This is a genomic window from Sphaerisporangium aureirubrum (assembly GCF_042658925.1).
In the GTDB taxonomy this organism is placed as follows: domain Bacteria; phylum Actinomycetota; class Actinomycetes; order Streptosporangiales; family Streptosporangiaceae; genus Sphaerisporangium; species Sphaerisporangium aureirubrum.
The window spans coordinates 58,590-81,410 of record NZ_JBHSRF010000039.1 but is presented as its reverse complement, the minus strand read 5'-3'; the positions used below and the strand labels follow the sequence as shown (position 1 = coordinate 81,410).

Genomic DNA, 22,821 nt, shown 5'->3' with positions numbered 1-22,821 from the left:
CCAGCACCCAACCCGCTCCCGCAGACACTCACCGCTTAACCTGCAGGAACAGGATCACGCGAAGATCGACTCATACACCACGTCCGTGGACGTGACCACGCAGAGCACGAGATGCAGGTCGGATACCGCGGGGAGCGGAACGTTTTCGGCCTCGGCCGCGTGGGTGAAGCCCTGCACGAGCAGCGATCGCCAACCGACGTCGTCCCAGCTGTTGTACGTGTGCCGTACGTACGCCGCTGTGTCGAAGCCGGCATAGGGAGCCAGATCGAAGTCAGGCGACTCGAACATATCGCGAGTCTATTTGGCGGTCGCCAGGTCGAGGCTTGTAGCGCGGTCGTCGGGGCGAGCGCTACTGGACAGCGAGGACGGTGTACTGAGGTGCCCCGGGTTTGGTGAAGTCCTTGGTGTGCTCCGGCCTCGGTGGAGTCGTAGGGGTAGGCAGCCGATCAGGCGATCACGCCGGCGCTGGGCGGGGACTGCGTGCCGACCGCCCACCCGCACGGCGGGTTCAACGGCCGTCATGCCGCTGTTCAGTGTGGTGATCGTGGCGGGGGGACCCGAGACACTGGGTCGATGCAGCACGATGAAGAGCCGTTGTCCGGCGGCAACGTCAGCGAGGGTGTCGTTCGCGTCGGAGATACCGTTCGCCGGCCTGCCGGGCCGTGGACTCCGGCGGTTCATGCCTTGCTCGCTCACCTGCACTCGGTGGGGTTCGACGCGGCGCCTCGCCCGCTCGGTATCGACGATCAAGGGCGGGAGATCCTGACCTTCCTGCCAGGACAGGTGGTCTGGCCCGATCGGTTCTCGCTCCTGGAACCTGCCCACCGGCTGGCGCACGTCGCACGGATGATCCGGGACTTCCACGATGCCGTCCAGGACTTCGCGGCACCGCCCGATGCACGCTGGCAAACGCTGATCCCGCCGGACAGCAGTGAGATCATCGCCCATCACGATCTGGCCCCGTGGAACCTTGTGGTCGGTGACGGCACCCCGTGGGCCTTCATCGACTGGGACGCGGCGGGCCCCGGCTCCCGCCTGTGGGACCTCGCGTACGCCGTCCACGGTTTCATCCCGCTATCCGCACATCCTGACTGGCAACGCCATGACGCCGCGGAGCGACTGCGAGTCTTCGTCGACGCTTACGGCCTCGACGAAACCGCGCGTCGGGAGCTGGTCCCGTTGCTGGGACGCCGGACGCGTTCCATGCACGACTTCCTGCGCGACCAGGCGGCCCAGGGGATGCGGCCCTGGGCAAGGCTGTGGGCCGAAGGCCACGGCGACGCCTGGCGAAGCGATGCCGATTACATCGAGCTACGCGAAGACCAGTGGGTGCGGGCGTTGCTCGCAGGCTGACCTTCGCCCGCACTCGGGCTCCCTGTGTCGAGCACCCGCATGGAGGCCGACGACACGGCGGTCACCCTAAATGCCGTGGACTAGGTGTCACATCCCGTCGTCACCGCCGTACCCGGCCCAGGCCGTCGGGCCGCTTGATCAGGTAGGGCACGAAGAACTCGCTCTTGCGCAGGTCGTCGCGGGCGTCGCGACTCGCGACGATCTCGCGGACGAGATCGAGCAGAGTGACTGAGCCGACCATCCCGGCGATCTGCTGCGTCAGCGGGTCGGGGTTCATGGCCACCACAGCGATGCTGATCGAGAAGAATCCGACATGAACCCCGTTCAGCAGCCGTCCCCGGCTCAGCTTCCTGGCCTCCACCGCCAGCTCGGCGACGCCGTAGTCCAGTTCGGCGACGATGTCTCTGATCGCCGCCTCGGACGGCGCCCCGTCGAACTCCTTCAGTTTCGCCCGCATCCAGTACGCGAAACGGCTGAATGCCTCGCTCTCGCTCTCTCGCAGCTTGATCAGCGTCTCCGGGGTCGCTCCCTCGAAGTACGGCAGCATGAGCCGTGACAACGTCAGCGGTTCCAGCCCGCCGGGCAGCCGGGCAGCCTGGTTCGCGGGCACGAACACGGCGTCTTGGACGGACGGCGCGTACGGCGCGAAGTGCCGGCTGGCCTCCGACCGCATGGCCGTCTCGTCGTGAACGATGAACTCGCGCGGCAGGAAGACCGCCCGCCCCGCGCGCGCGCAGTTCCCGGCGTGCTCAACGTGAGCCACGAAGGGCTCAAACCGCCGGCCTCGTGCCTTACGCCCTCGTAGAAGGTCTCTCCGATGCTGCGGAGCGCCTGGATACCGCCGAGCCGCAGGTCACGCGACGCGGAATCGGCACGGAACAGTCGGGGATTGCCTTCGTCGAAGAGCGCGGCCGCCGGTTCCATGGTGACCTCACCGAGCACGCCGACCAGATGTTCCAGCTCCAGGCTGTCCGCAGGCCATGACACCGTCATGGTCAACGAGTACAGGGAGGTCAAGCCGACCGCAAGGAGCTCGTCGCACGACAACGGCCACGTCTTCGAAACGTCCAGATTCGGCACCTCGCTGTCCGCTGCCGTCTGGTGCAGAGAGGTGCCGATCCTGGGACAGGCTCAACGATCAATCCTGGCAGTTCAAGATCTGTAGCAATCGGGTTGCGGCGTGGGTGAGAGGGATGGCTTCCTGTTCGATCCGGCGGAACGGGGTGGGGCCTGCGGTTGCGATGGTGTTGTACGCGGTGGTCTCGGGTTCGGTGAGGTTTGGGAGGCTCGCCGGTGACGGCTTTAGGGAGCGACCTGCCTTGTCGTGGTTGACGCCGTGCTCGGAGTAGTGGTGCAGGTCGGTGGCGTCCATGAGGATGGAGGTGACTGGCTTCGCCGGTGCGCCGTCCGGGGTGGGCTCGGCTAGTGCGGCGCGGAACTGGTCGAGGATCGTGTACCCGTCCGCGTCGATGTCGCCCCAGTAGACGACGTGGTCCGCCGCACGGATCCAAGGCACGTTCGCGAGCAGGGAGGCTGCGGCCTTGCCGCCGCCCTCGACCACGATCGTGTCCCTGACCGGAGGGAACCAGAGGCGAGAGTCGCGGTTCTCAACCACGAGGACCACGCGCGGCCGGTAGGCGATGTCGTGCACGTCACCGGTGGTCCAGGCGTCGTGCCTGCGGCGGCCCGACGCAGCGTGGTCAGGGTCGACATAGGTCAGGTGCATGACGGTCAGCCGAGGCCGGACTTCCTCTCGTACATCGCGTCCGGCGACGTCGCGCAGCAATGCGCCGTGGGTGTCAAGCCACTTGGTGTGCATTCCGGGGACCGGGAGTTGTCGCAGGGTCCAGGTGCCGGCGTCGGGGTGCCGGCGTAGCCAGGTCACGGCACTGACCAGTACCTCCACGTCGGCGGTCCGAAGACGGCAGACGGCCCGAAGCGTGGCCGGGGTGAGGATCGCGCCGACGGACCGCAGCGCCGACGCGAGCGTACGGGCGCGGTCGATGTCCACGGTCAGAGGTTCAGCACCGGTACGGGTGCCGGCTATGAGCGAGACGGCGCCGTCCAGGTCCGCGATGAGCGTGGCGGGGAATTCGCCGGCGACTCCTCGGATGGTCACCACCTTGCGGACGAGTTCCACACCGGTGGGGAGCCGGTCGGCGAACTCGCGCCACTGCATGTGCCACTCGTGCCAGGCGGCGTGCCCGAGCTGCTCGACGGCCCTGCCCGTCGACACGCCGGCGCGGAGCGGAATGGAAAACACGACCTGGTCGCCGACACCGAGGCCCGCGCACACGGCTTCCGCCCATTTCTGATCGATCTTGCGGCGGACAGCCACGACGGCGTCCTTCGGGGGGACGAGTGCGCTCATGCGTCCGGAACACCGACCAGGGGCTTCGCCCAGGATCGGCCCTGGGAGTTCTTGAGAATCAGGTACTCCGCGTCCACATGCGGCTCGATCGCGCTGTGCTTGTCGTTGGGGGCGCCGATGACGAGCTGGAAACCGAGGCCGCGCCACGCGCCGATTGCCCGGCCGGTGAAGTGCGCGTCCGCCTTGATCAGCGCCTCGTCGAGGAAGACGGGGGCGTAGCGGGGGCGGTCGGCACCCGCGTCGCCCAGCTGGTAACGCAATGCGGCCCCGACGATGAACGCGACCAGCTCCTGCGACTCGCCGCCGGACTTCTCGCCGATGTGGTCGTACACGGCGACGTGTCCGCCCTCGAGATCGCGTTTCTCGGCGCTGATCCGAACATGGTTGCGCACGTCGACGAGGTCGGCGAAATCGGGTGCGGTGCGTCGGATGCGGTCGATCACCTTGGCCATCCGGTGATAGGCGCGTTCCCGGTCGTCGTCCGTTGCCGCCTGGTCGATGAAGGCGCGTACTTCGCGCAGCTCCTTGCGGAACCGGGCACGCACCGCGGAGTGGCTCTCCTGCGGGTCGATGCGCAGCCGGTGCTTGTCGTCAGCGAACGGCAGTTCGGCGAGGATGCGGTTGACCGGGTCGATCCGGTCGCGGATCTCCCGGACAGCGGCGGCGAGCTCGCTGTCCAGGCCGGTCAGGTCGTTGCCGGACAGTTTGAGCAGACTGTCCCGCCACTCGATCTCCAGTTCATGCAGCCCGCTGGTCTCCAGGTCGGTGAGCAAGCGATCGAAGTCGCGGTATGAGGCGTCCGCGTCGATGCCGAGGTTAGGGTTCGGCCAACGCTCGACGAACGTCGAGAACGTGTCGAGCAGCGCCTTCTTCGACCTGCCGATCGTCTCCGCCGCGGACTGCCGGTCGGCGCGGAGCCGCTCGGTGGCCCGTTTCACCGCCGCGTCGAAGTCCGCGAGCGCCCCCGCCGGGGTGGTGCTGTCCGGGTCGCTGTCGAACAGCGCCTCCAGGTAAGCCCGGTGTTCCTCACTGACATCGGCGCCTGTCTTCACGGCCGTGTCGAGTTCCAGCTGGGCGCGGTCCACCTCGTCGACGGTCGACTCCCAGGACTCACCGAGTATCTTCACGTTGTCCTTCTGCCGGCCGACGCGCTCGGTCAGTTCCCTGACCTGTTCCTTGAGTTCGTCCAATTGGCCCTGCAGCTGGTCGATCCTCGGATTGCCTGCGCGGACCTCGTCGACAACGCGGTTCCAGCGGGCCCGTTCCGCCTTGACGGACTCGACGTCCACCTGGTCCCAGGACAACTCGGTCAGGGTCTGGTAGGTCGTGCGGGTGGATTCGAATGAGTTGAGGTCTTCCTCCGCCCTCGACGCCCGGGCGTCAGCATCGTCAAGGCGTTTCCGCGCAAGGCCGATCCGGTTCTCCAGGTCGGCGAGCAACCTGCTGTTGGTGAAACCGAGCAGGTTGGCGCGGCCGTGGCCGCCGTGCGCGCCCCGACCGCCTTCCGACGTCTGGCCGGTGATCGTGAGTGCCTTGGGGTACTGCGCCAGCAGCCTGGGCGTCTCGACGCAGACGAAGTCGAACCGACGGGCGAACTCGCTCTTGAGCCAGGGGGTGAACGGCGACGGCCGGTAGTCGAGCCGGCCGGGGAGCTTCTTGTCGTCCAGCCCGACCTCGTCGCGCAGGCCGGTAGGCACGCCCTCGAACTGGATACGCCGGGCGGTCGGCACCGCGTTGATCGCCTCGCGGAACGAGTTCAGCCGACCGATGTCGATCAGCATCCGCGTGGCGAATCCGCCAAGCGCCAGGTTGAACGCCTCGCGCCACGGCTCGAACTCCGTCCGCACCTCGATCAGCTCGCCGACGAACGGCAAGTCGTCCGGGCTGAGCCCGGCGGCCTCGGCCAACGCCGTGCGAGCCGCGTGCAGCTCAGTCGGGATGTTGCCCCGCCGGTTCTTGACCGCCTTGTGCTCGGCGCGCAATGTGTCCAGCTCGCGGTCGGCTTCCTTCTTTTCCGCCATCGCCTCGGCGAAGTGGTTCTGGGCGGTCCTCCTGGCGTCGGTGTCGGCCAGGGACCGATGCGCCGTCTCGACCAGTGCGACGAAGTCATCCCCGGTCGACACGCCGGCGCCGATGGCGGCGAGCGCCCGGTCCAGCCGCTCCCGTGAGCGTTCGACATCGCCCAGTCGCTGCTCCACGCCGCGGATCTCCCGGAGTGCGGTGTCCAGACGATCACCACCGGACGCACGAAGCGTGTCAGCCACCCCATCGCGCTGCACTTCGGTCGCTTTGACCAGGGCGGTGGTCTCCGACAGGTCCTCCTTGGCTCGGCGGTGCCGCTCAGCCAGGTCCTTCTCGGCGGCGCGCAGCAGGTCGAGCCGGCGTTCATGACGCCACAACGCAGCAGGGGACGACGAGTCGGTGAACGATCCGGCCTCGTCGATCAGGCGCAACCGGTCCACTGCTTCGTCGATGGTGTGCCGGTGTTCGCGGATCGGGGTCAGGGCCTTCACCTGCTGGCGGGCGGTGATCATCCTGGTCCGGGTGCCGGACAGTTCGTCGAACTGCTGTACCACCGCGTCCGCGGTGGTCAGTGTGGACGGCTCCTCAAGGACCATTGTCTTGTACAGAGCGTCAACGGTGGTGATCTGCTGACCGGCCTGGATCCGGCCCAGAAGCGCGACCGCCTTGTGCCCGTCGCCCGCGGCGCCGATACCGAGCGTGGTGTGGAGACGCGCGGTGAAATTACGGTCAGTGTCGGCGCAGGTCAAGCCGGTTGCCTCGACCTCGGTACGGGCAAGCTTCTTGTTCGCCGGGCCTTCCAGCGTGCGCAGTTGGTATGAGTGGTCACAGGTGGCGCGCACCGCCACGACCTCGTCGAGGCTGCGGGCGGACGACGGGACATACCAGGCCCGGAGCGCGGTGAACTCGGCGCCGGTGTGGTCGGCCCACGTCATCGCGATGGCCGACCAGGTGTCGCGGCCGTCCCCGCGCAGCACCCGCGACTTCGTCTCGCCGCCGGTCCGGGACTCGTCGAGCTTGCCGCGCGCGTAGGAGAGGATGTTGCGCTGGTCCTTGCCCCGGGGCCTGCCGACCACTCCGCCGTTGGACGCCCCATTGAAGGGAGTCGTGTGCGGCATGAGCAACGCGATGTAGGCATCCATCAGCGTCGACTTGCCGGATCCGGAGCCTCCGCTGAGCAGGGTGGCGCTGGATGCGAGTCGTAGGTGGTGATACCCGTCGTAGCCGCCCCAATTGACCAGTTGCAGGTCCCGCGCCACCCACTGCTGGCCCCGGGACGCCGCCGGGATCAACCCGAACAGCGTGTCGATCATGCTCACGCCGTGGCCTCGTTCCGTACGCGCAACCACTGCTGCAGTTCGGCGAGCTTTGCGGTACTCAGCACGACCTCCACCATCGGGGTGATCCGATACCGGCCTGCGGACTCCTCCGTGAGCAGACCTTCGGTGACCAGCCGCTGCACCGCGGTGCGGACCTCTTGTTGGCCGCGGGCCAAATTGTGGTCGTTCGGATCGAAGTAGGTCAGCACGGTCTGCTCCAGCTCCTCGATGTCCACCCTTGCGGACGCCTCGCCCGTGCCGCGTTCCCGTTGGAAGACGGTCCGCAGGTGCACCAGCACCAAGGTCTCGGCCCGGTTGTAGGGGTCGTCCTTGAGCAGGATCGGCACGTCCAGCTCCACCGAGCGCACCTGCTGCTTGTAGGCGACGCCTCGGTCGTGGTCGACCATGAGCCGGACGAACAGGTCGTGCATCCGCGATTCGATGATTTGCTGGTTTTCCAGCAACGTGCGCCACTGCGCAGGGTGCTTTTCGGCAAGCAGGAACTTGCGCCGCAACAACTGGACCAGCACCCGCCGCACGTCCTCGTCCAGGGTGCCCGCGTCGCCGGCGAACAACTCGGCCGGATCGTCCTCCATCGAGATCGGGTCGATGAACCCGGCCTCCGTGCCTGCCGACCAGTCGTCGTCGGGGCCGTCCGGCTCACTCATCGCCACCGCTCCTGTCCGCGCTCGCCGGGTTCGCCGCCACCACGCCGCCGACGGCGAATCGTCGCCGGGTCCGGTCGGGCCGGACCGTGTCGACCATCGCGACCTCGGCCGTCTCGGTCGTCTCGGCGTCATGGGCGATTTCCAGCAGGCCGAGCAGGTCGACCGGCCGCTGGATGTCCTCGGCCGCCGCGCGGAACGCGGCCATGACGTCCACGCTCTCCGCGTCGCCCGCGAACGCCGCCAAGTGCGCGCGCAACTCGGCGTACCGGGGGCCACCCCATGCCCGAGTGTCCGCGGCCGGCATGTCCTCAGCCTCGTCCCATTCCCGCAACGGCGCGGGCGGCTGTGGTGGCCGCAGGTCGCTCATCCGCTGCCGCAGGTGCCCGACGTCGGCAACCGGCAGGCGACGGAGTGGCTCGACGGCCTCGCCGCGGCGTGAGTCGGGAACCCACTTGTGGAGACCGGACATCACGTCCCTCAGGAGTTCATCCACCTGGCGATCCCGCATCGGATCGTGGTTGCGGACCTGGGTGGTGATCACATGGGATGCCTGCCGCTGCGCGGTCAGCACCTCCTTGACGCCTTGCTCGATCCGGCGCGAGATCTCGGTGAGCTCCCGCCGCTGCTGCTCCGGCAGCAGATCGGTGAACCGGTGCCGCAGCACCGTGCGCAGCCGGCTCCAGAGGTCATCGATCTGCGCCGGGTCGCCGATCAGGCGCAACGCCCCCGCGAACGCACGGCCTTCCGGTGTCGCGTCCAGGATCCGCTGGCCGCGGGTCAGGTACTCGCGGAGCACCTCACCGGTCGGCCGCACGTCGTGCCGCAACTCCGCGACGACGTCGCGCTGGATGGCTTTGATCGACTCCGCCACGCGAGCGAAGTCCGCAGGCAGCTCCCGCGCCAGGTGCAGCACGTTCTCGGCCGCCTCAAGCAGCTGCTCGTCCTCGACGGTCTCGACGACGCCACCCTGTTCGAGCCGGGTGAGCTCCTTCTGACGATGCTGGATCTCGTCGTGGAGGCGCGATATCCGGGCCATCACGTCCGGATCGGCATCCTGCGCGAGTCGCTCGATCGCCTCCAGCAGCGTCCTGACCCGGGACTCCGACACACTGGTCCGCACTCCGCCGACCCGCCCAGCGACCTCGAGCGCACCGACGCCGTACGCGGACAGCCGGTACACCTCGACATCGTCGTCGGACACCTGCCGTACCAACCACCCGGCCTGCACCCACTGCCTGCACAGATCCCGTGCGTTTCCCGTGGGCAGCGGCTGGTTGTCCTCGTCGCCGTAGCCCGCGGCCCGCAACTGGTCAAGGGCGTCGTTGATCTCCGCGTGCGAGTCCGCCACCGTCACCCTCGGCCGCTCTGCGGTGAAGACCATCGCCAGCACCGTCACCACGAACGGCGCGTGCGTCTGGTGGAGCAGGGCGAGCATCGGATTCTGGAACGCCCGGAGCGCGCCCTGGTAAGCGCCTTCTACACCTCGTGTACCCATCGCCATGTAGCGTACGGCGACGGTACGACACAGTCAGCTTCCGCGGCTGTGACCGCTACTCGTGCCTGCGGCGATGGCGTTCCCCCTACTGGTGTGCCGTTCTGCTCGCAGGAGGATGCACATGGGCCCAACCCAAGATCATCGTTGTCGGCGAGGCTTGTGGATCGGCGATCTCCGAGAAGCAGTGTTCAAACTTGCTGTGCAAGTCGCCGCCCTGGTTGACGCGCAGGCTGCGTCACGAAGGTGGGGGGAGGCGCGTGGGGGCGGTGTTGCCTACCTGTTGGAAGATCATTGAGGTGCGGAAGCCGGTGATCTCCCGGCGCTTGCTGAGGCGGTCGGTGAGGAAGGAATGGAGGCTGTCGAGGTCCTGGACGGCGACGTGGAGGACGAAGTCGTCGCCGCCGGAGATCACGAAGACGCTGAGGACCTCGGGAAGCCTGCCGGCGAAGTCCTTGAAGGTGTCGATGACGGTACGGCTGAGCGGGCGGATCTGGACCGAGACCAGCGCCTGGACCCGGCGGTTGAGCGCGGCCGGATCGATGTCGGCGTGGTAACCGCGGATGACGCCTCGCCGGGTCAGCGTGCGGACCCGTTCCAGGCATGTTGAGGGGGCCACGCCGAGCTTCCGGGCGAGCTCCCGGTTGGACTGCCGCGCATCTGTTTGGAGAAGCCGTACGATCTCCGAATCAAGTTCGTCCACGGCCCCCAAAGTACTGGCAATTCCGGCCGAACGTTCGGTACGGGCCCTTGGTGCGCGGCAATCGGCCGGTGGATTCGATTATCGTCGGCCGGACCGCCACCAGAAGGGACATCCCGTGCTCGACCACGAACAGGTACTCATCCGGCGGGGACCGCGCTCCGGTCTGCCGGTCATCCTCGCCCTCCACTCCACGGCGCTCGGCCCCGCGGCGGGCGGAGTGCGGCTGTGGCACTACCCCGGCTGGCGGGACGGCCTCACCGACGCGCTTCGCCTGTCGGCCGCGATGACCCTCAAGTTCGCGGTCACCGACCTGGCCAGAGGCGGCGGGAAGACCGTCGTGGCCATGCCCCAGGGCACGCGCCTCGACCCGGCCCGGCGCCGCGACGTCCTGCGCGACGTCGCCGAAGTGATCGACTCGATCGGCGGGAGGTACGCCGCCGGCCCGGACGTGGGAACCTCCCCGGCCGACATGGCGGTGATCCGGGAGTTCACCCCCCATGTGTTCTGCACACCGGAGGACCAGGGCGGAAGCGGTGACTCATCACCGCACACCGCGCGGGGAACGCTCGCCGCGCTGCGTGCCGTCAGCCGGCGACTGTACGGCGAGGCCGGCCTCAAGGGTCTGCGCATGGGCCTGATCGGCCTGGGCCACGTCGGGGAACACCTCGCCCGCCTGCTGGCCGCCGAGGGAGTCGAACTCACCGTCACCGACATCGACGCGGCGAGGACGAGGACCGCCGAGGAGATCGGCGCCGCCTGGACCGGCCCCGAGGAGATCATCTCCGCGGACGTCGACATCCTGATCCCGGCCGCGCTCGGCGGCGTGCTCACCACGCGGGTGGTACGGGATCTGCGCTGCCGTGCCGTGGTCGGTCCCGCCAACAACCAGCTCCACGCCGCCGAGGTCGCCGACCTGCTGTACCAGCGGGGGATCGTGTGGATCCCGGACTACGTGGCCGGCGCCGGTGGGGTCATCAACGCGGTGACCACCGAACTGCACCATTTCACCTCCGACGATGCCCGGGCCCGGGTCGACACCATCGAGGACATCGTCACCGAACTCCTGCGGACCGCGGACGATCTCGGTGTCACTCCCGCTCAGGCAGGCCACGAGATGGCGCAGCGCCGTATCCGTGCCGCATGACGTCCGAGACGCGTGTACGACACCTCACGGTCCGACATCGACGCCACAAGAGTGCGACCTGTCAGGCCATGTCCCAGAGCAGGCGGTAATAGGCGATGCGCTCCGGGTCCTGGGCGATCCCGTAGGCGTCGTACACGATGCCGTCGTATCCCGGACCGTAGTTCCACTCCGTGCTCCAGGCGGCGACCGCGAGATCGGCCCACCGGTCGGCCACCCCGAGTGAACCTAGGTCGACGTGCGCGGCGAACGTGCCGTCGTCGTGCAGCAGGGTGTTGGGGACGCACGCGTCTCCGTGGCAGACGACGAGGCGGTCGATCGCGGGAGGTTCGCCGATGCGCGAGCGGGCCTCGGCGAGGTCGAGATGCCGGTGCTCGGGGAACCAGCCGGCCGGTCCCTCGCCGTCGGCGATGCGCTCATCGGCACGGGCGAGCCGTCGATCGATGCTCCAGTCGAACGGGCACTCCTCCACGGGCAGGGCGTCGTGGAGCAGGCGCAGCCCTCGGCCGATCGCGGCCGCCGCGGTCGCCGGGTCGGAGATCCATCGTGGGTCCACCGCCGGGAGGCCGGGGACCGCCGCCGTGACCAGCCACGCGCCGTCGGCGTCCGTACCGTGCTCGATGACCTGCGGGACGGTCACCCACTTCCGCGCCCAGGCCAGGCGTTCGGCCTCGCCGAGAAGGTCGATCTCCGGGGTTCCGGTGGCGACCCATTTGGCATACCTGGTGCCGTCCCGCCCGTCCTCAAGGCGGAACGTCAGGCCGCCGAGCTCGTTGCGCCACACCGGAGTAACGGTGTCGCCGCCGGCGAGCGCCGTGACGGCGGCGGGGATGGTCACGGGGCCGGTGGGGATCTCGGAGATGAAGGAGATGAAAGGGTGGCGGCTCATGGGGACATGATCCTCCTGATGGAGCGGCGCCACGACGAATGGTTCCCGGATTCATCTCCCCTCGTCCCCGGCGCAAGGGACGTCCCAAGCCGCACCGTCCTTCACGCCGGGTCGTCCACCAGGCCGGCCTCGTGCGCGAGCAGCACCGCGTTGGCCCGGTTGGCCAGGCCGAGCTTGGTCAGCAGCCTGGAGACGTAGCTCTTGACCGTCGTCTCGGAGAGGAAGCGGTCCGCGGCGATCTCCCGGTTCGTCAGACCCCGCCCGACCAGGCCCAGCAGGTGGCGTTCCCGGTCGTTCAGCACGGCGATCCTGCTTCGCGCGGCGTCCCGGTCGTCCGCCGCGCGGGCCGACCGGTCCAGCAGGCGTCGCGCGGCGCCGGGCGACAGCACGCTGTGCCCGCTCGCGGCCACCTTGATCAGGCCGAGCAGGTCTTCGGGGGGCGTCGTCTTCGCCAGGAAGCCGATCGCGCCCGCTTCCAGCGCGCCGAGCACATGGGAGTCCGAGTCGAAGGTGGTCAGTGCCACGACGGCGGGTGGTCCGGGCAGCCGGCTGATCTCCCTGGTGGCGGTGACACCGTCGACACCGGGCATCCTGATGTCCATCAGCACCACGTCGGGGCGGGTGCGCAACACCTCTTCGACGGCCTCGGCGCCGTCGTACGCCACACCGACGATGTCGACCTCCGTGGCCGAGCCCAGAATGGTCCGCAGATGGCCGAGAACCATCGGGTCGTCGTCGACGAGCAGGACTCTGATCGCCGATGACGAGCCGGTGCCACGCGAGGGGTCACGGCGGTCGCGGTCGCGCGGGGACCCCTCGCTCATGTGAGGGCTCGCGGCGGAGAAAGGTCCGGAGGAGCCGGTCGTTCACGGTGGTCCTCGGCCGGGACGGACGCCGGGAGGCTCGCCGTGACCAGATACCCGCCCTGCTCGGTGGACCCGCTCCGCAGGGTGCCGCCGAGCAGGGAGACCCGCTGTCGCAGGCCGGTCAGCCCTGCCCGCGATCCGCTGGCCACCAGCGACGGATCGGTGGGTGCGGTGGGTGCGGTGTTGAGGATCTCGACGCTCACCGCCTCGGGGCGGTAGCGCAGGTCGACGGTCGCACGGGCGCCGGGGGCGTGTTTGCGGACGTTGGTCAGCGCCTCCTGGACCACCCGGTACACGGCACGGGAGATTACGGGGGACGCCGTGCCGGGATCACCGCCGACGCGCAGCGACGCCCCGGCGGTGGCGGTCAGCTCGGCCAGGTCGCCGCCGCGATGGCCGGTGCTCCGTGGCGCCGGCCCACGGCCGTCCCGGTCGTACGTCTCCTGCGCGGGGGTGGCGCGCTCGCCGCTCCGCATGACGCCGATGAGATCCCGCAGCTCGACCATGGTCCGGGAGCCGAGATCCCCGATCCGCCGTGCCGCGGCCTTGACGGCCTCGTCCTCGGTGGACGTCCGCAGGGCTCCGGCGTGCAGGACGATCTCGGTGACGTGATGGGTGACCACGTCGTGCATCTCGGCCGCCAGGTGCTGGCGTTCGGCCGCGATGGCCCTCTCGTTGAGGAGATGCCTTTCACGTTCGGCGATCTCGACCCGCTCGCGCAGCGACTGCAGCAGTCGTGCCCGCGCACGCACGTACATCGCGATCACGGCGGGCAACACGACGTAGACCGCACCGACGTACAGGCCGGCCCAGGTCGGTGCCCACGGCTGGACGTTCAGCAGCGCCAGCGCGCCGACGCAGGCGAACGCCGTGGGCATGGGCCGCAGGTAGGCCAGGATCCACACCGCGACGGGCGTCGCCAGCAGCACCGGGCCCGCGTAGAGCGCGTCGGTGGAGGTCAGCAGCCCGGGCGCGGCCAGAGCAGCGACCTGTGCGAGCGCCGCGCCGAGGACGACGAGAACGCCGGCCGTCCGCGGGCGGCTCGGCATGAACAACAGGAGCCCGTCGACGACGAGGTTGAACACCAGCTCGGCCGCCGTCCCCAGCACTCCGGAGGTCCGTTGCCCCCCGGCGTAGAGCAGCACCTGCAGGCACGCGTAGACGGCGACGATGACGAACATCACGACATGCCCCACCCACCCGGGGCTCCGGTCGTGGGCGAGTGGCGATCGTGACGTCATGACCGCGCACCTTCCCCCTCTGGAGTTGCCGTCACCTCAATGGTGGCGACCGGAAGCCTGGCCGTCGAAAAACAACATCGGCGACATACAACACAACTCGGTTGTCGAGGTCGCGGGACTGTCAACCGATAGATTGTTCATTGTCCGTACGGCAATTCTGCAGGTCAACGGGCCGATGCCAGTGGCGTCCCGTCGCGGTCGCGCGCAGATTGAGCTGCCGTCTTCATCGCCGTAAACCTCCCTGCACAAGGACCTCGGCATGCGGAAAAAGCCGCACTTATCCGATTCCGTCCCGCACCCCGCACCGGCCGGCGACCGGCCGGAGCCGAGGTGGCGGAGATGGGCACCCATCGTCTCCCTGTCGCTACTGGCACCGTTCGTGGCGGAATTGCTGCTCGGCGACGTCGCGTTGCCCAGCGTGGGCATCGTCGCGGTCTTCGTCCCGCTGTACGGCTCCGGGGCGCTGCTCATCCGTGAGCTCGCGCGGCGCACCGGCCGGGGCTGGCCCACCATCGCGTTACTGGCCGGGGCCTACGGCGTGCTGGAAGAAGGCTTCGCCACGATGTCCCTGTTCAACCCGGACTTCGCCGGGCACCGCCTGCTCGACGAATCGCCCCTCCCCTTCCTCGGCATGGGGGCGAAATGGACGGTCTATGTGCTGTCGCTGCACGTCATCTGGAGCATCTGCACACCGATCGCACTCGCCGAGACCCTGTTCCCCAGCCGGGCACGGGTGCCGTGGCTACGCACTCGCGGCCTGGTCGTCACATCCGCCGTGTTCCTGCTCACCGTCGCGCTCTACTGGGCCGGGGCACTCTACGCGGCGGGGACGACCCCCGGGGTCCCGGTGTTCCAGCCCTCCGTACAGCAGATGACCGCGACCGCGGTCACCGCCGTGGCGCTCGTCGTCGCGGCCTTCGCCGTCCGGCCGAACGCCACGGCCTCTCGCCTGCCCGGCTCCGTCCCGTCGCTCCTACTCGTCTTCGCCGCCTCACTGGTGGTGACGAGCGTCGTCCGGCAGAGCGCTGATCACCTGCACGGCTGGGTGAGCGTCGCCGTCTGCCTGCCGGCCGAGGCGGTGGCCATGGCCGCGCTCTGGTGGTACGGCCGCCGGCGAGCGTGGGGACCGCCACAGGTCTTCGCCGCCGCGTCGGGGGCCGTCGTCACCTACGCGTGGTCGAGCTTCTTCCTTACGCCCATCGTCGGCACGACCGATCCAGTCATCGCCCGCATCGGCAACGCGGTGTACACACTGATCGCCATCGCGATCCTCGCCCTCGCCGCAAGGCGCCTCCGGGGAAGCACGACGACCCGGCCGTGACGGGACACATCGTCCGTCACCGCACCGGCACCTCCTGATCCGAGGCCGGCGAAGCCGTGGGGAACTGGGACGGCAGGCCGTCCAGCAGCTGGCTCAGCAGCGGGTATCCGCCATCGACGGAGATCACCTGTCCGGTGACCGTGGCGAACGCGCCGTCCACGAGGGCGGCGATCGGGCGGGCCAGGTCTTCCGGCCGCAGCATCGTGCCGGTCACCGACCGGTCGCCGAAGTGGCGCCGGATGACGTCGGTGAACACCCCGGCGGTGGCATCGGTACCGACCCCGCCAGGAGCGACGGCGTTGACGGTGATGCCGTACCGTATGGCCTCGCCGGCGACCTGCTGGGTGAAGGCGTTCACGGCGGCCTTGGCCGTGGAGTGGGCGGCGCTGCCGATGATCAGGTCGGCCGCGGTGGCGGAGACGTAGACGATCCGGCCGGACCGCCGCCGGCGCATGATCGGCAGCACCCGCCGGGTCAGGTGGTAGACGCCGGCCAGCTCATCGCTCACCTTGGCCGCGAACGCCTCCCACGGCACACGCTCCAGCGGGCCGAACGGCGGCGCCGCGGTGTTGGCGTTGCCCACCAGCACGTCGATCCACCCGTGCTCGCCGACCACGCGGTCCACCAGCGCAGTCACCTGGGCCTCGTCGGTCACGTCGGCCTGGATCGCCTTCGCGGCACCGATCTGCTCGGCCACCGCCTCCGCGGACTCGGCGTCCCGCAGATAGTTGACGATCACGTGATAGCCGAGCCGGCCCAACTCGCGCGCGGTGGCGGCCCCGATCCCCCGGCCGGCGCCGCTGACCAGCGCCACCTGCTTGCTGTTCATGCGTCTCTCCTGACTCGTCGAACGAAGACGTGGGAGACGCTAGGTTTTGGGCTTACATTTTGTAAGTACGTACCTCAAGGTAGGCCGTAGACACAGCGGTAGGTGAGCAGGTGGACCACAGCGACGCCCGGTGGATCAGTGACACATTTCACAACGACTGCCCCGGACGCGAAGTGATGGAGCACGTCACCGGACGGTGGGTGCCGCTGATCCTGGCCGCGTTGACGCCTGGGCCGATGCGCTTCTTCGAGCTGCGCCGGCGCATCGACGGCATCAGCGAGAAGATGCTCTCCGCCAAGCTGCGCACCCTGGTCCGCGACGGACTGGTGGAGCGCACCGTGGAGCCGACCACCCCGCCGCAGGTCAGCTATGAGCTGACCGCGTTGGGGGAAGGCCTGTCCCGGCCGTTCGCCCAACTGGTCCGCTGGATCTCGGCGCACACCCCCGAGGTCATCGCGGCACAGCAGCGCTATGACCACAGCGAGAATCCTGCGGACCAGGTGATCACGAGTCCGTGATGTCGGTCACGGGCTGGTACAGGTCAGGGACGGGGTGGACGGGGCACCGTTGGCGAGGAAGCCGAACGTGGTCGTGCCGGAGGCCGGGAGCGAGGCGTTGTACGAGGCGTTCGACACCGTCACCGCGGAACCGCTGGCGCTCAGGGTGCCGTTCCACACTTGGGAGATCGACTGACCGCTGCTCAGCGTCCATCTGACGGCCCATCCGTTGACCGCCGAGTTGCCTGCCTTCACCGTGACCTCGCCCTGGTAGCCGCCGGACCACGAGTTCACCGTGCGGTAGCTCGCGGTGCAGGCGCCTGTGGGCTGAGGCGACGGGGTGCTGGACGGCGAAGGTGACGGGCTGACGGACGGCGAGGGTGACGGGGTGGTGGACGGCGAGGGTGACGGGCTGGGCGACGAACTCGGCGACGGCGTGTACGGGCACTTGTTGCGGTACATGGAGATGCCGGAGGGATCCATCAGCGGGCACAGGAACTGGGTGTACCGCGTGTCGTTGTCGACGAAGATCTTCAGCCAGGGGATCAGCACCCGCATCTCGGTGGTGTTCGCCCGTGTCGCGAACAGGTGGTCCACACCGGTTATCTCCACCCAGGCGCTCGGTGTCGAGGCGGGAATAGTGGTGTATATCCCGTTCAGATAGGCCTGCGTGACCGTCGTGTCCCGCTGTCCTGAGATGAACATCGTCGGTACCCGGTCGCTGGACATGTTGTAGTTCCCCACAGGGGAGCCAGGCGCGAGTCCAATCGCGGCTTTCAGTGTGGGCCGCCGGAGTACCGCGGTGAGAACGCCGGCGCCTCCCGCGGAGTGGCCGATCACCGACAACCGGTTGGGGTCGACCCGGTCGCGGACCGAACTCCGCTGCGTGAGGTAGTCGAGCGCGGCGAGGAGCTGAGTGGCCCGGGCATCCGCGCTGTCGGTGCGGGTGACGGTCTCGATTCCGATCACGACGAAACCGAAGGACGCCAGCCAGTGACCCATCCAGGCCTCTTCGGCGGAGAACAGGGCGGAGTAGCCGGGCACGATCGCGACCCCGCCGAAAGTCTGGCTGGTGTCCGTCGGGTAGTAGATCACCCCACTGCCGAAGCCGTTCCCCGGCACGCTCATCTGCGCGGTGGCGAAGGTCCCCCTGCTGGCGGCCACGCTGGCCAAGGTCGGGTCGGGCCCCCGCTGGTAGGGATTGTCGGCGGCAGATGCCGGTCGAGTCACGACGATCACCGCGAGCAGCCCGAGGAGGGCTACCACCACGGCCATGACCCGTCTGGTCGACCACCCTCGGGAGCCAGGCCGCGGTCGCGGCCCGCCGACGGCATCAGGTGCCGGTGACTCACTCACACGTCGTCGCACTTGCGTTCCTCCGCTCATGCACTTCCGGCCAACTAGGCATTGTTAGCGCTCACATTTCATCCTCCGAGTCCCTCTCCTCGGATGACTGAGACGGCGTGCAGAGCAAATACGAGGAGAAAGCCGCTGTCAACAGGCGCCGGGTGCCGCTGACTGCAGCGCGAGGGATTGAGGACGCTTATCTGGGATATCGGGATTAATACACCTTGACGACGCGAGGCGAGTGCTGAAAATTTCCGTTGCGGGATCGTCAACCGGTCCGGGCATCGCGGGTGCGGGACGTTCCGCGCCGGCCGCCTGGGCCGGCGCGGATACGAGGCCGGTTCGGGCTATGCCCGGGTCCATCTCTGGTTGGCGGATCCGTTGCAGGTGGCGACGGTGACGCCGGAGGTGTTGCCGGTGCCGGTGACGTTGAGGCAGAGGTTGTTGGCCGGTGTGGTGACGGTGCCGTTGGAGTTGAAGGTCCAGCGCTGGTTGGCGTTGGTGTGGCAGTCGTAGAGCTGGACCCTGGTGCCCGAGCCGGCGTTGGTCGGGGAGTCCAGGCACTTGCCGAGGATCTGCAACTGGCTCGCCGAGGTGTAGGTGAACCTCTGGTTCGGGTTGGTGTGGCAGTCGTAGATCTGCAGCTGGGTGCCGTTGGCGCTGGCGCTGTTGGGCGAGTCGACGCACCGGCCCGCGGCCTCGTTGCGCAACCGGAAGGAGGCGCCGGAGGTCGGGGTCGGGGTCGGCGTGACGGTCGGGGTCACCGTCGGAGTCACGGTCGGGGTGACGGTCGGGGTGATGGTGGGGGTGGGGTTAGTGGTGAGGCCGAAGAACTGCACGGCGTTGGCGGCCATGCCGCTCGACGGGAGGGAGTGGCCGGCGCCTTGGATGCTGTAGGCCTCGACCCGCACCGTTCCGGTGGTGTCGGCGTAGCGGCGGCGGTTCCAGTTGGTTTGGGGGGTGTCGGTGGAGGTCGGGGTCTGGCTCAGGCCGTGGACGTTGGTCCATTGCTTGATTTCCTCCTCCAGTTCGGAGTAGGCGACCACGTTGTCGTTGGTGCCGTGCCACAGCTGCATCCGCGGCCAGGGTCCGCGGAAGCTGGGGTTGGCGTTGCGTGCCCGGTCGCCCCACTGCTGTGCGCTGATGTTGACGCACGGGGCGGGGTTGCCTCCGGGAGAGTAGGCGGCCTCGTTGGGGAAGCAGGTGAACGGTACGCCCATGAACGCCGCCCCCGCCTTGAACACCTCGGGGTAGAGGGCGAGCATGGCGTTGGTCATCATGGCGCCTGAGGAGCTGCCGGTGGCGTAGACGCGGTTGGGGTCGCCGGCGCGGTTTTGCTGGGTCCAGGTGATCATGGACATGAGTGATACGGGGTCGGTCTGGCCGCCGCGCACCTTCGACGCCTCGGACCAGTTGTCGAAGCAGTTGCCCTTTTTCGACGCCGATGGGTAGATGACGATGAAGCCGTATCGGTCGGCTTGTGAGGCGAATTCGCTGGAGGAGTAGAAGCCGGGCCCGGAGCCGCCGCAGGGGTGCATGGCCAGCACGATGGCGGGGTTGGTGGGTCTGTTGTCGGGCACGTAGATGTGCATGCGCAGGTTGCCGGGGTTGGCACCGAAGCCGGTGACCTCGGTCAGCGTGGCCGCGGCGGCGGGGTGTGTGAACACCAGGGCCGCGACAGCGGACAGCAGCACGGCGCAGGCGCCGCCCAGCATTGCGATGACTCGCTTCATCCGCTCTCCTTTGCTCGATTTCGGGTTCTCTGCTTGCGCGCGGCGCCGCTGACTCACGAGGCCTGTAAGCAGCCGGTATAGAAGCGGCCTTGGCCGGTGGTCAAGGCAACGCCGGACCGGTCATGGCGCTCACACCTCGAAAAAACGACCTATGCGCTGCATATCAAGCAACTTGTTATCAAGTAGCTTGATATAGGGGTCACGAAACTTTCAGCCGAGGGACCGCGCGTTATCGTCTCCTGGTGACCCCTCGCCCTACCCCCCGAACCGACCAGCCTCCCGCACCGCGCCTGAGCTACCTGGTGTACCGCCTGGAGCGTCGGATCCGCGCCCCTCTGGACGAGGCGCTCACCCGGTACGCGGTGACCACGGCGGCGTACATGGCGCTCAGCGAGCTGCGCATGCGCGACGGAGTCTCGTCGGCAGAGCTGGCCCGCATCGCCTTCGTCACCCCGCAGGCGATGAACCTCGTCGTCCGCGACCTGGAACAACGCGGACTGATCCGCCGCGACCCGCATCCGGACGGCGGACGGGTGCTGTGCGTCCGCCTCACCCGCGAAGGAGTGTCCGCCCTGCGCCACTGCGATCGTGTGCTCGACCGCATCGAGGAGACCATGCTCGCGGAGTTCGACGACACGACACGAGAGACGCTGGTGGAGAACCTCACCATGTGCGCGTGGGCCCTGCACCCGGACACCCCTGCCGGATGACGCGCAGGTCCGCCCGGCAGGGGGCGGACATGATCGCGTCGGCGGGCGGCGGGGCGCTCTGATCTTTGGTGGTCGCCACCTTCGCGACGGTCAGGTGCTCGTTACCGCCGACCGCCGAACGCCCAGTCGTGGACCTCGATGTCGGCGTACCGGTCCAGGGTCAGGACGGCGCGTGCCGCGTCCGGGTCCGGCGCCCGGACCAGCGCGGCCGTACCCAGCCAGGTGGTGCCGTCGTCGGACAGCAGTGGCCCATACGCGATCAGCTCGTCCCGGCCGGCTGGCGGGACGAGGTCGGCGGCCTCGCCGGAGGCGAGGCCCAGCACCAGATAGCAGTTGCCGCCGTCCCGGCCGCCGGGGAAATCCCACATGGTGCGTCCCAGCACGTCGCGCCATCTGCGCAACATCACGTCCCGGTACACACCGGCCTGGTAGTTGGGCTCGTCGAAGACGAACGCGCGCGCGGCGGCGAGATCCGGCAGGTCGACGATGTGCACGCTGCCGGTGGCCGTGTCGTCGCCGCGGTCGAAGGTCGGGCCACGGGCGATCATCTCCGCCGCGTACCGGTCCATGTAGGACCAGTGCTCCTCCAGCAACTCGCCGCGCAGCGCCGCGGAGTCAGGCCGATCGCGGTGATAACAGAAGAACTCCATGCCGAGAGAACTTATCCGTCCGCGACCTGGATGATCGTTTTTCCGGGGGTGCGGTGGTGGCGGGCGAACGCGGAGGCCGTTTCGGAAAGTGGTCGTACGGCGCCGACGATGGGCTTGAGCCGTCCGGCCCGGAGGCGGTGGGCGAGGTCGGCCAGGCGAGCGCGGTCGGGTTCGACGACGAAGAAGACGGCCCGCCCGCCCTTGGGGTGCACCGTGGGTGGCGTGGCGATGGTGACCAGGGTGCCGCCTGGGCGTACCAGTTCGGTCGATCGCTCGAGGATGTCGCCGCCGATGACGTCGAACACCACGTCCACCTCGCCGGCGTGCCGCAGATCGCCGGCGTCCAGGTCGAGGAAGGTCTGCGCGCCGAGGCCGAGCACGACATCACGGTCGTCTGCCCGGCCGGTGCCGATCACATGGGCGCCTGCCTCCCGCGCGAGTTGGACGGCGATCGAGCCGACGCCGCCCGCGGCGCCGTGAACGAGGACGGTCTGGCCGGTAGCGAGGTGGGCGTGGTCGAACAGTCCCTGCCATGCGGTCAGCCCGGAAACCGGCAGCGCGGCGGCCACTGTGTGGTCGACGTCGGCCGCGAGGGGGGCGAGGTTGCGAGCCTCCACCGCGGCGTATTCGGCCAGGGATCCATTGCGGGTCCAGTCGGTCAGCCCGAAGACCCGCTGGCCCACGGTGAGGCCGGTGGTTCCGTAGCCGAGCTCGACCACGACGCCGGACAGTTCGTGCCCGGGGATGCTGGGTGTCCGGTCGCGGCCGGCGCGATCGGACCAGGTTCCCGGCCAGTCGAGCTCTCCGGGGGTGAAGCCCGCGGCGTGCACGCGCACGATGACGTCGTTCTCCGCGGCGTGGGGGTAGGGCATGTCGGTCAGGGTGAGGCCGCCGACACCGGCGTCACGGTCTCGCACGGTGATCGCTCGCATCCGGTCAGCTCGCCCAGGGGGAGCCGACGATGCGCTCGACCGTCGTCGAGCGCCGGAAGCCGGGGACGAAGTGCTCGAGTACGTCGGAGTTCACCGTGCCGATCGTGGTGTCGGGGCGGTTCTTGAGACCGTCGACGTAGGCGCGCAGGAACTCGTTCTTGAAGTCCCCTCGCGGGTGGACGGCGAGGATTTCCCCAAGCTGGTCGTGTTCCAGGTCCTCCAGCCCGTAGCCGAGCACGTCGGTCAGGACGCCGAGGTGTGTGGTGGCGATCTCCGGGGCCATACGGCCGGGGATGCCCGGCGTGGTGTGCAACGCGATCGCCGTCCAGACGGTCTCGGCGGCGGCCTGCGAGAAACCCCGGTCCAGGAGGAACTTGCGCGCGTGGTCGGCGCCGTCGAGTTCGAAGCGCTGCTCGACGTCGGAAAAGGGAGTCAGGAGGCCGGTGTCGTGGAACATGGCCGCCAGGTAGAGCAGCTCCGCGTCCGGCTTCGCCCCGAGCTGGTGCGCGTGAATCAGGCCGAAGAGGAAGACCCGCCGGGAGTGGTGGTAGATGAGGGGACTGGTGGTCTCCCGGATGAGCCTGGTCGCTTCGGCGACCGCCGCCGTCTCAGGGATCTCCAACCCCGCGATGACCTCTGGCATGGCCTCTGACCTCCTGGAAAAGTGTGCCTGCCGCGGACCGCGTGCCCGACTTCCATGCTGCCCACGGGTCGGCGTGCGCCGCCGCCCTCATCCG

The 22,821-nt window shown here is 68.7% G+C and carries 22 protein-coding genes; 6 read left to right on the top strand and 16 right to left on the bottom strand.

Annotated features, from left to right (window positions below):
* Positions 1-54: 54 nt before the first annotated feature.
* The gene (locus ACFP1K_RS24065; RefSeq protein WP_380757115.1) at positions 55-288 is read right to left on the bottom strand and encodes a hypothetical protein; all 234 of its coding nucleotides are present in this window, start codon (positions 286-288) and stop codon (positions 55-57) included.
* Between the two features lie 285 nt (positions 289-573).
* Here ACFP1K_RS24065 and ACFP1K_RS24060 point away from each other — a divergent pair, with 285 nt between their 5' ends.
* Positions 574-1,353 carry a phosphotransferase enzyme family protein gene (locus tag ACFP1K_RS24060; protein WP_380757113.1) on the top strand — a complete coding sequence of 260 codons (780 nt, stop codon included), beginning with the start codon at positions 574-576 and terminating at the stop codon, positions 1,351-1,353.
* Between the two features lie 100 nt (positions 1,354-1,453).
* On the opposite strand, the gene ACFP1K_RS24055 is transcribed toward ACFP1K_RS24060, so the two are convergent.
* On the bottom strand, positions 1,454-2,116 hold the full coding sequence (locus tag ACFP1K_RS24055; RefSeq protein WP_380757111.1) for a hypothetical protein: 663 nt from the start codon (positions 2,114-2,116) through the stop codon (positions 1,454-1,456).
* Between the two features lie 23 nt (positions 2,117-2,139).
* Between ACFP1K_RS24055 and ACFP1K_RS24050 the strand changes: the two genes are divergently transcribed.
* A complete protein-coding gene (locus ACFP1K_RS24050; protein WP_380757109.1) occupies positions 2,140-2,337 on the top strand; it encodes a hypothetical protein in 198 nt (65 codons plus the stop codon).
* Between the two features lie 154 nt (positions 2,338-2,491).
* On the opposite strand, the gene ACFP1K_RS24045 is transcribed toward ACFP1K_RS24050, so the two are convergent.
* From ACFP1K_RS24045 to ACFP1K_RS24025, 5 genes are all read right to left on the bottom strand, one after another.
* The gene (locus ACFP1K_RS24045) at positions 2,492-3,724 is read right to left on the bottom strand and encodes a Wadjet anti-phage system protein JetD domain-containing protein (protein ID WP_380757107.1); all 1,233 of its coding nucleotides are present in this window, start codon (positions 3,722-3,724) and stop codon (positions 2,492-2,494) included.
* A complete protein-coding gene (locus ACFP1K_RS24040; RefSeq protein WP_380757117.1) occupies positions 3,721-7,059 on the bottom strand; it encodes an ATP-binding protein in 3,339 nt (1,112 codons plus the stop codon). The genes ACFP1K_RS24045 and ACFP1K_RS24040 overlap by 4 nt, the downstream gene beginning before the upstream one ends.
* A gap of 2 nt (positions 7,060-7,061) precedes the next feature.
* Positions 7,062-7,733: a DUF4194 domain-containing protein gene (locus ACFP1K_RS24035; protein WP_380757105.1), complete on the bottom strand. Its 672-nt coding sequence runs from the start codon at positions 7,731-7,733 to the stop codon at positions 7,062-7,064.
* A complete protein-coding gene (locus ACFP1K_RS24030) occupies positions 7,726-9,228 on the bottom strand; it encodes a DUF3375 domain-containing protein (protein WP_380757103.1) in 1,503 nt (500 codons plus the stop codon). The genes ACFP1K_RS24035 and ACFP1K_RS24030 overlap by 8 nt, the downstream gene beginning before the upstream one ends.
* A 235-nt stretch (positions 9,229-9,463) precedes the next feature.
* Positions 9,464-9,928 (bottom strand): Lrp/AsnC family transcriptional regulator, encoded by a 465-nt coding sequence (locus tag ACFP1K_RS24025; RefSeq protein ID WP_380757101.1) that lies wholly within the window; start codon positions 9,926-9,928, stop codon positions 9,464-9,466.
* 115 nt (positions 9,929-10,043) lie between these two features.
* Between ACFP1K_RS24025 and ACFP1K_RS24020 the strand changes: the two genes are divergently transcribed.
* On the top strand, positions 10,044-11,072 hold the full coding sequence (locus ACFP1K_RS24020) for a Glu/Leu/Phe/Val dehydrogenase dimerization domain-containing protein (RefSeq protein ID WP_380757099.1): 1,029 nt from the start codon (positions 10,044-10,046) through the stop codon (positions 11,070-11,072).
* Between the two features lie 61 nt (positions 11,073-11,133).
* Here ACFP1K_RS24020 and ACFP1K_RS24015 read toward each other — a convergent pair whose 3' ends face one another.
* The 3 genes from ACFP1K_RS24015 to ACFP1K_RS24005 all read right to left on the bottom strand — a co-directional run bounded on the left by ACFP1K_RS24015 (position 11,134) and on the right by ACFP1K_RS24005 (position 14,065).
* Positions 11,134-11,958, bottom strand: coding sequence for an aminoglycoside 3'-phosphotransferase (locus tag ACFP1K_RS24015; protein WP_380757097.1), 825 nt, complete (start codon positions 11,956-11,958; stop codon positions 11,134-11,136).
* A 101-nt stretch (positions 11,959-12,059) separates the two neighbouring features.
* On the bottom strand, positions 12,060-12,782 hold the full coding sequence (locus ACFP1K_RS24010) for a response regulator (RefSeq protein ID WP_380757095.1): 723 nt from the start codon (positions 12,780-12,782) through the stop codon (positions 12,060-12,062).
* Positions 12,779-14,065 carry a sensor histidine kinase gene (locus ACFP1K_RS24005; RefSeq protein ID WP_380757093.1) on the bottom strand — a complete coding sequence of 429 codons (1,287 nt, stop codon included), beginning with the start codon at positions 14,063-14,065 and terminating at the stop codon, positions 12,779-12,781. The genes ACFP1K_RS24010 and ACFP1K_RS24005 overlap by 4 nt, the downstream gene beginning before the upstream one ends.
* 259 nt (positions 14,066-14,324) lie before the next feature.
* Between ACFP1K_RS24005 and ACFP1K_RS24000 the strand changes: the two genes are divergently transcribed.
* Positions 14,325-15,386: a hypothetical protein gene (locus ACFP1K_RS24000; RefSeq protein ID WP_380757091.1), complete on the top strand. Its 1,062-nt coding sequence runs from the start codon at positions 14,325-14,327 to the stop codon at positions 15,384-15,386.
* A 16-nt stretch (positions 15,387-15,402) separates the two neighbouring features.
* Here the strand turns inward: ACFP1K_RS24000 and ACFP1K_RS23995 are convergent, their stop codons facing one another.
* Positions 15,403-16,215, bottom strand: coding sequence for an SDR family NAD(P)-dependent oxidoreductase (locus ACFP1K_RS23995; protein WP_380757089.1), 813 nt, complete (start codon positions 16,213-16,215; stop codon positions 15,403-15,405).
* A gap of 110 nt (positions 16,216-16,325) precedes the next feature.
* On the opposite strand from ACFP1K_RS23995, the gene ACFP1K_RS23990 reads away from it, so the two are divergent.
* On the top strand, positions 16,326-16,733 hold the full coding sequence (locus ACFP1K_RS23990; protein WP_380757087.1) for a winged helix-turn-helix transcriptional regulator: 408 nt from the start codon (positions 16,326-16,328) through the stop codon (positions 16,731-16,733).
* Positions 16,734-16,739: 6 nt separating this feature from the next.
* Here the strand turns inward: ACFP1K_RS23990 and ACFP1K_RS23985 are convergent, their stop codons facing one another.
* Together ACFP1K_RS23985 and ACFP1K_RS23980 are read right to left on the bottom strand one after the other, a co-directional pair.
* Complete coding sequence (locus tag ACFP1K_RS23985) at positions 16,740-17,987, bottom strand: poly(ethylene terephthalate) hydrolase family protein (RefSeq protein ID WP_380757085.1); 1,248 nt, start codon at positions 17,985-17,987, stop codon at positions 16,740-16,742.
* A 419-nt stretch (positions 17,988-18,406) separates the two neighbouring features.
* The gene (locus ACFP1K_RS23980) at positions 18,407-19,792 is read right to left on the bottom strand and encodes an extracellular catalytic domain type 1 short-chain-length polyhydroxyalkanoate depolymerase (RefSeq protein ID WP_380757083.1); all 1,386 of its coding nucleotides are present in this window, start codon (positions 19,790-19,792) and stop codon (positions 18,407-18,409) included.
* Positions 19,793-20,034: 242 nt separating this feature from the next.
* Here ACFP1K_RS23980 and ACFP1K_RS23975 point away from each other — a divergent pair, with 242 nt between their 5' ends.
* Positions 20,035-20,502 (top strand): MarR family winged helix-turn-helix transcriptional regulator, encoded by a 468-nt coding sequence (locus ACFP1K_RS23975; RefSeq protein WP_380757081.1) that lies wholly within the window; start codon positions 20,035-20,037, stop codon positions 20,500-20,502.
* A 101-nt stretch (positions 20,503-20,603) separates the two neighbouring features.
* On the opposite strand, the gene ACFP1K_RS23970 is transcribed toward ACFP1K_RS23975, so the two are convergent.
* From ACFP1K_RS23970 to ACFP1K_RS23960, 3 genes are read right to left on the bottom strand one after another with little or no spacing between them, the layout of a single operon-like run.
* Positions 20,604-21,152, bottom strand: coding sequence for a YciI family protein (locus ACFP1K_RS23970; RefSeq protein ID WP_380757079.1), 549 nt, complete (start codon positions 21,150-21,152; stop codon positions 20,604-20,606).
* Between the two features lie 11 nt (positions 21,153-21,163).
* The gene (locus tag ACFP1K_RS23965; RefSeq protein ID WP_380757077.1) at positions 21,164-22,084 is read right to left on the bottom strand and encodes an NADP-dependent oxidoreductase; all 921 of its coding nucleotides are present in this window, start codon (positions 22,082-22,084) and stop codon (positions 21,164-21,166) included.
* Between the two features lie 4 nt (positions 22,085-22,088).
* Positions 22,089-22,727 (bottom strand): HD domain-containing protein, encoded by a 639-nt coding sequence (locus ACFP1K_RS23960; RefSeq protein WP_380757075.1) that lies wholly within the window; start codon positions 22,725-22,727, stop codon positions 22,089-22,091.
* Positions 22,728-22,821 lie beyond the last annotated feature (94 nt).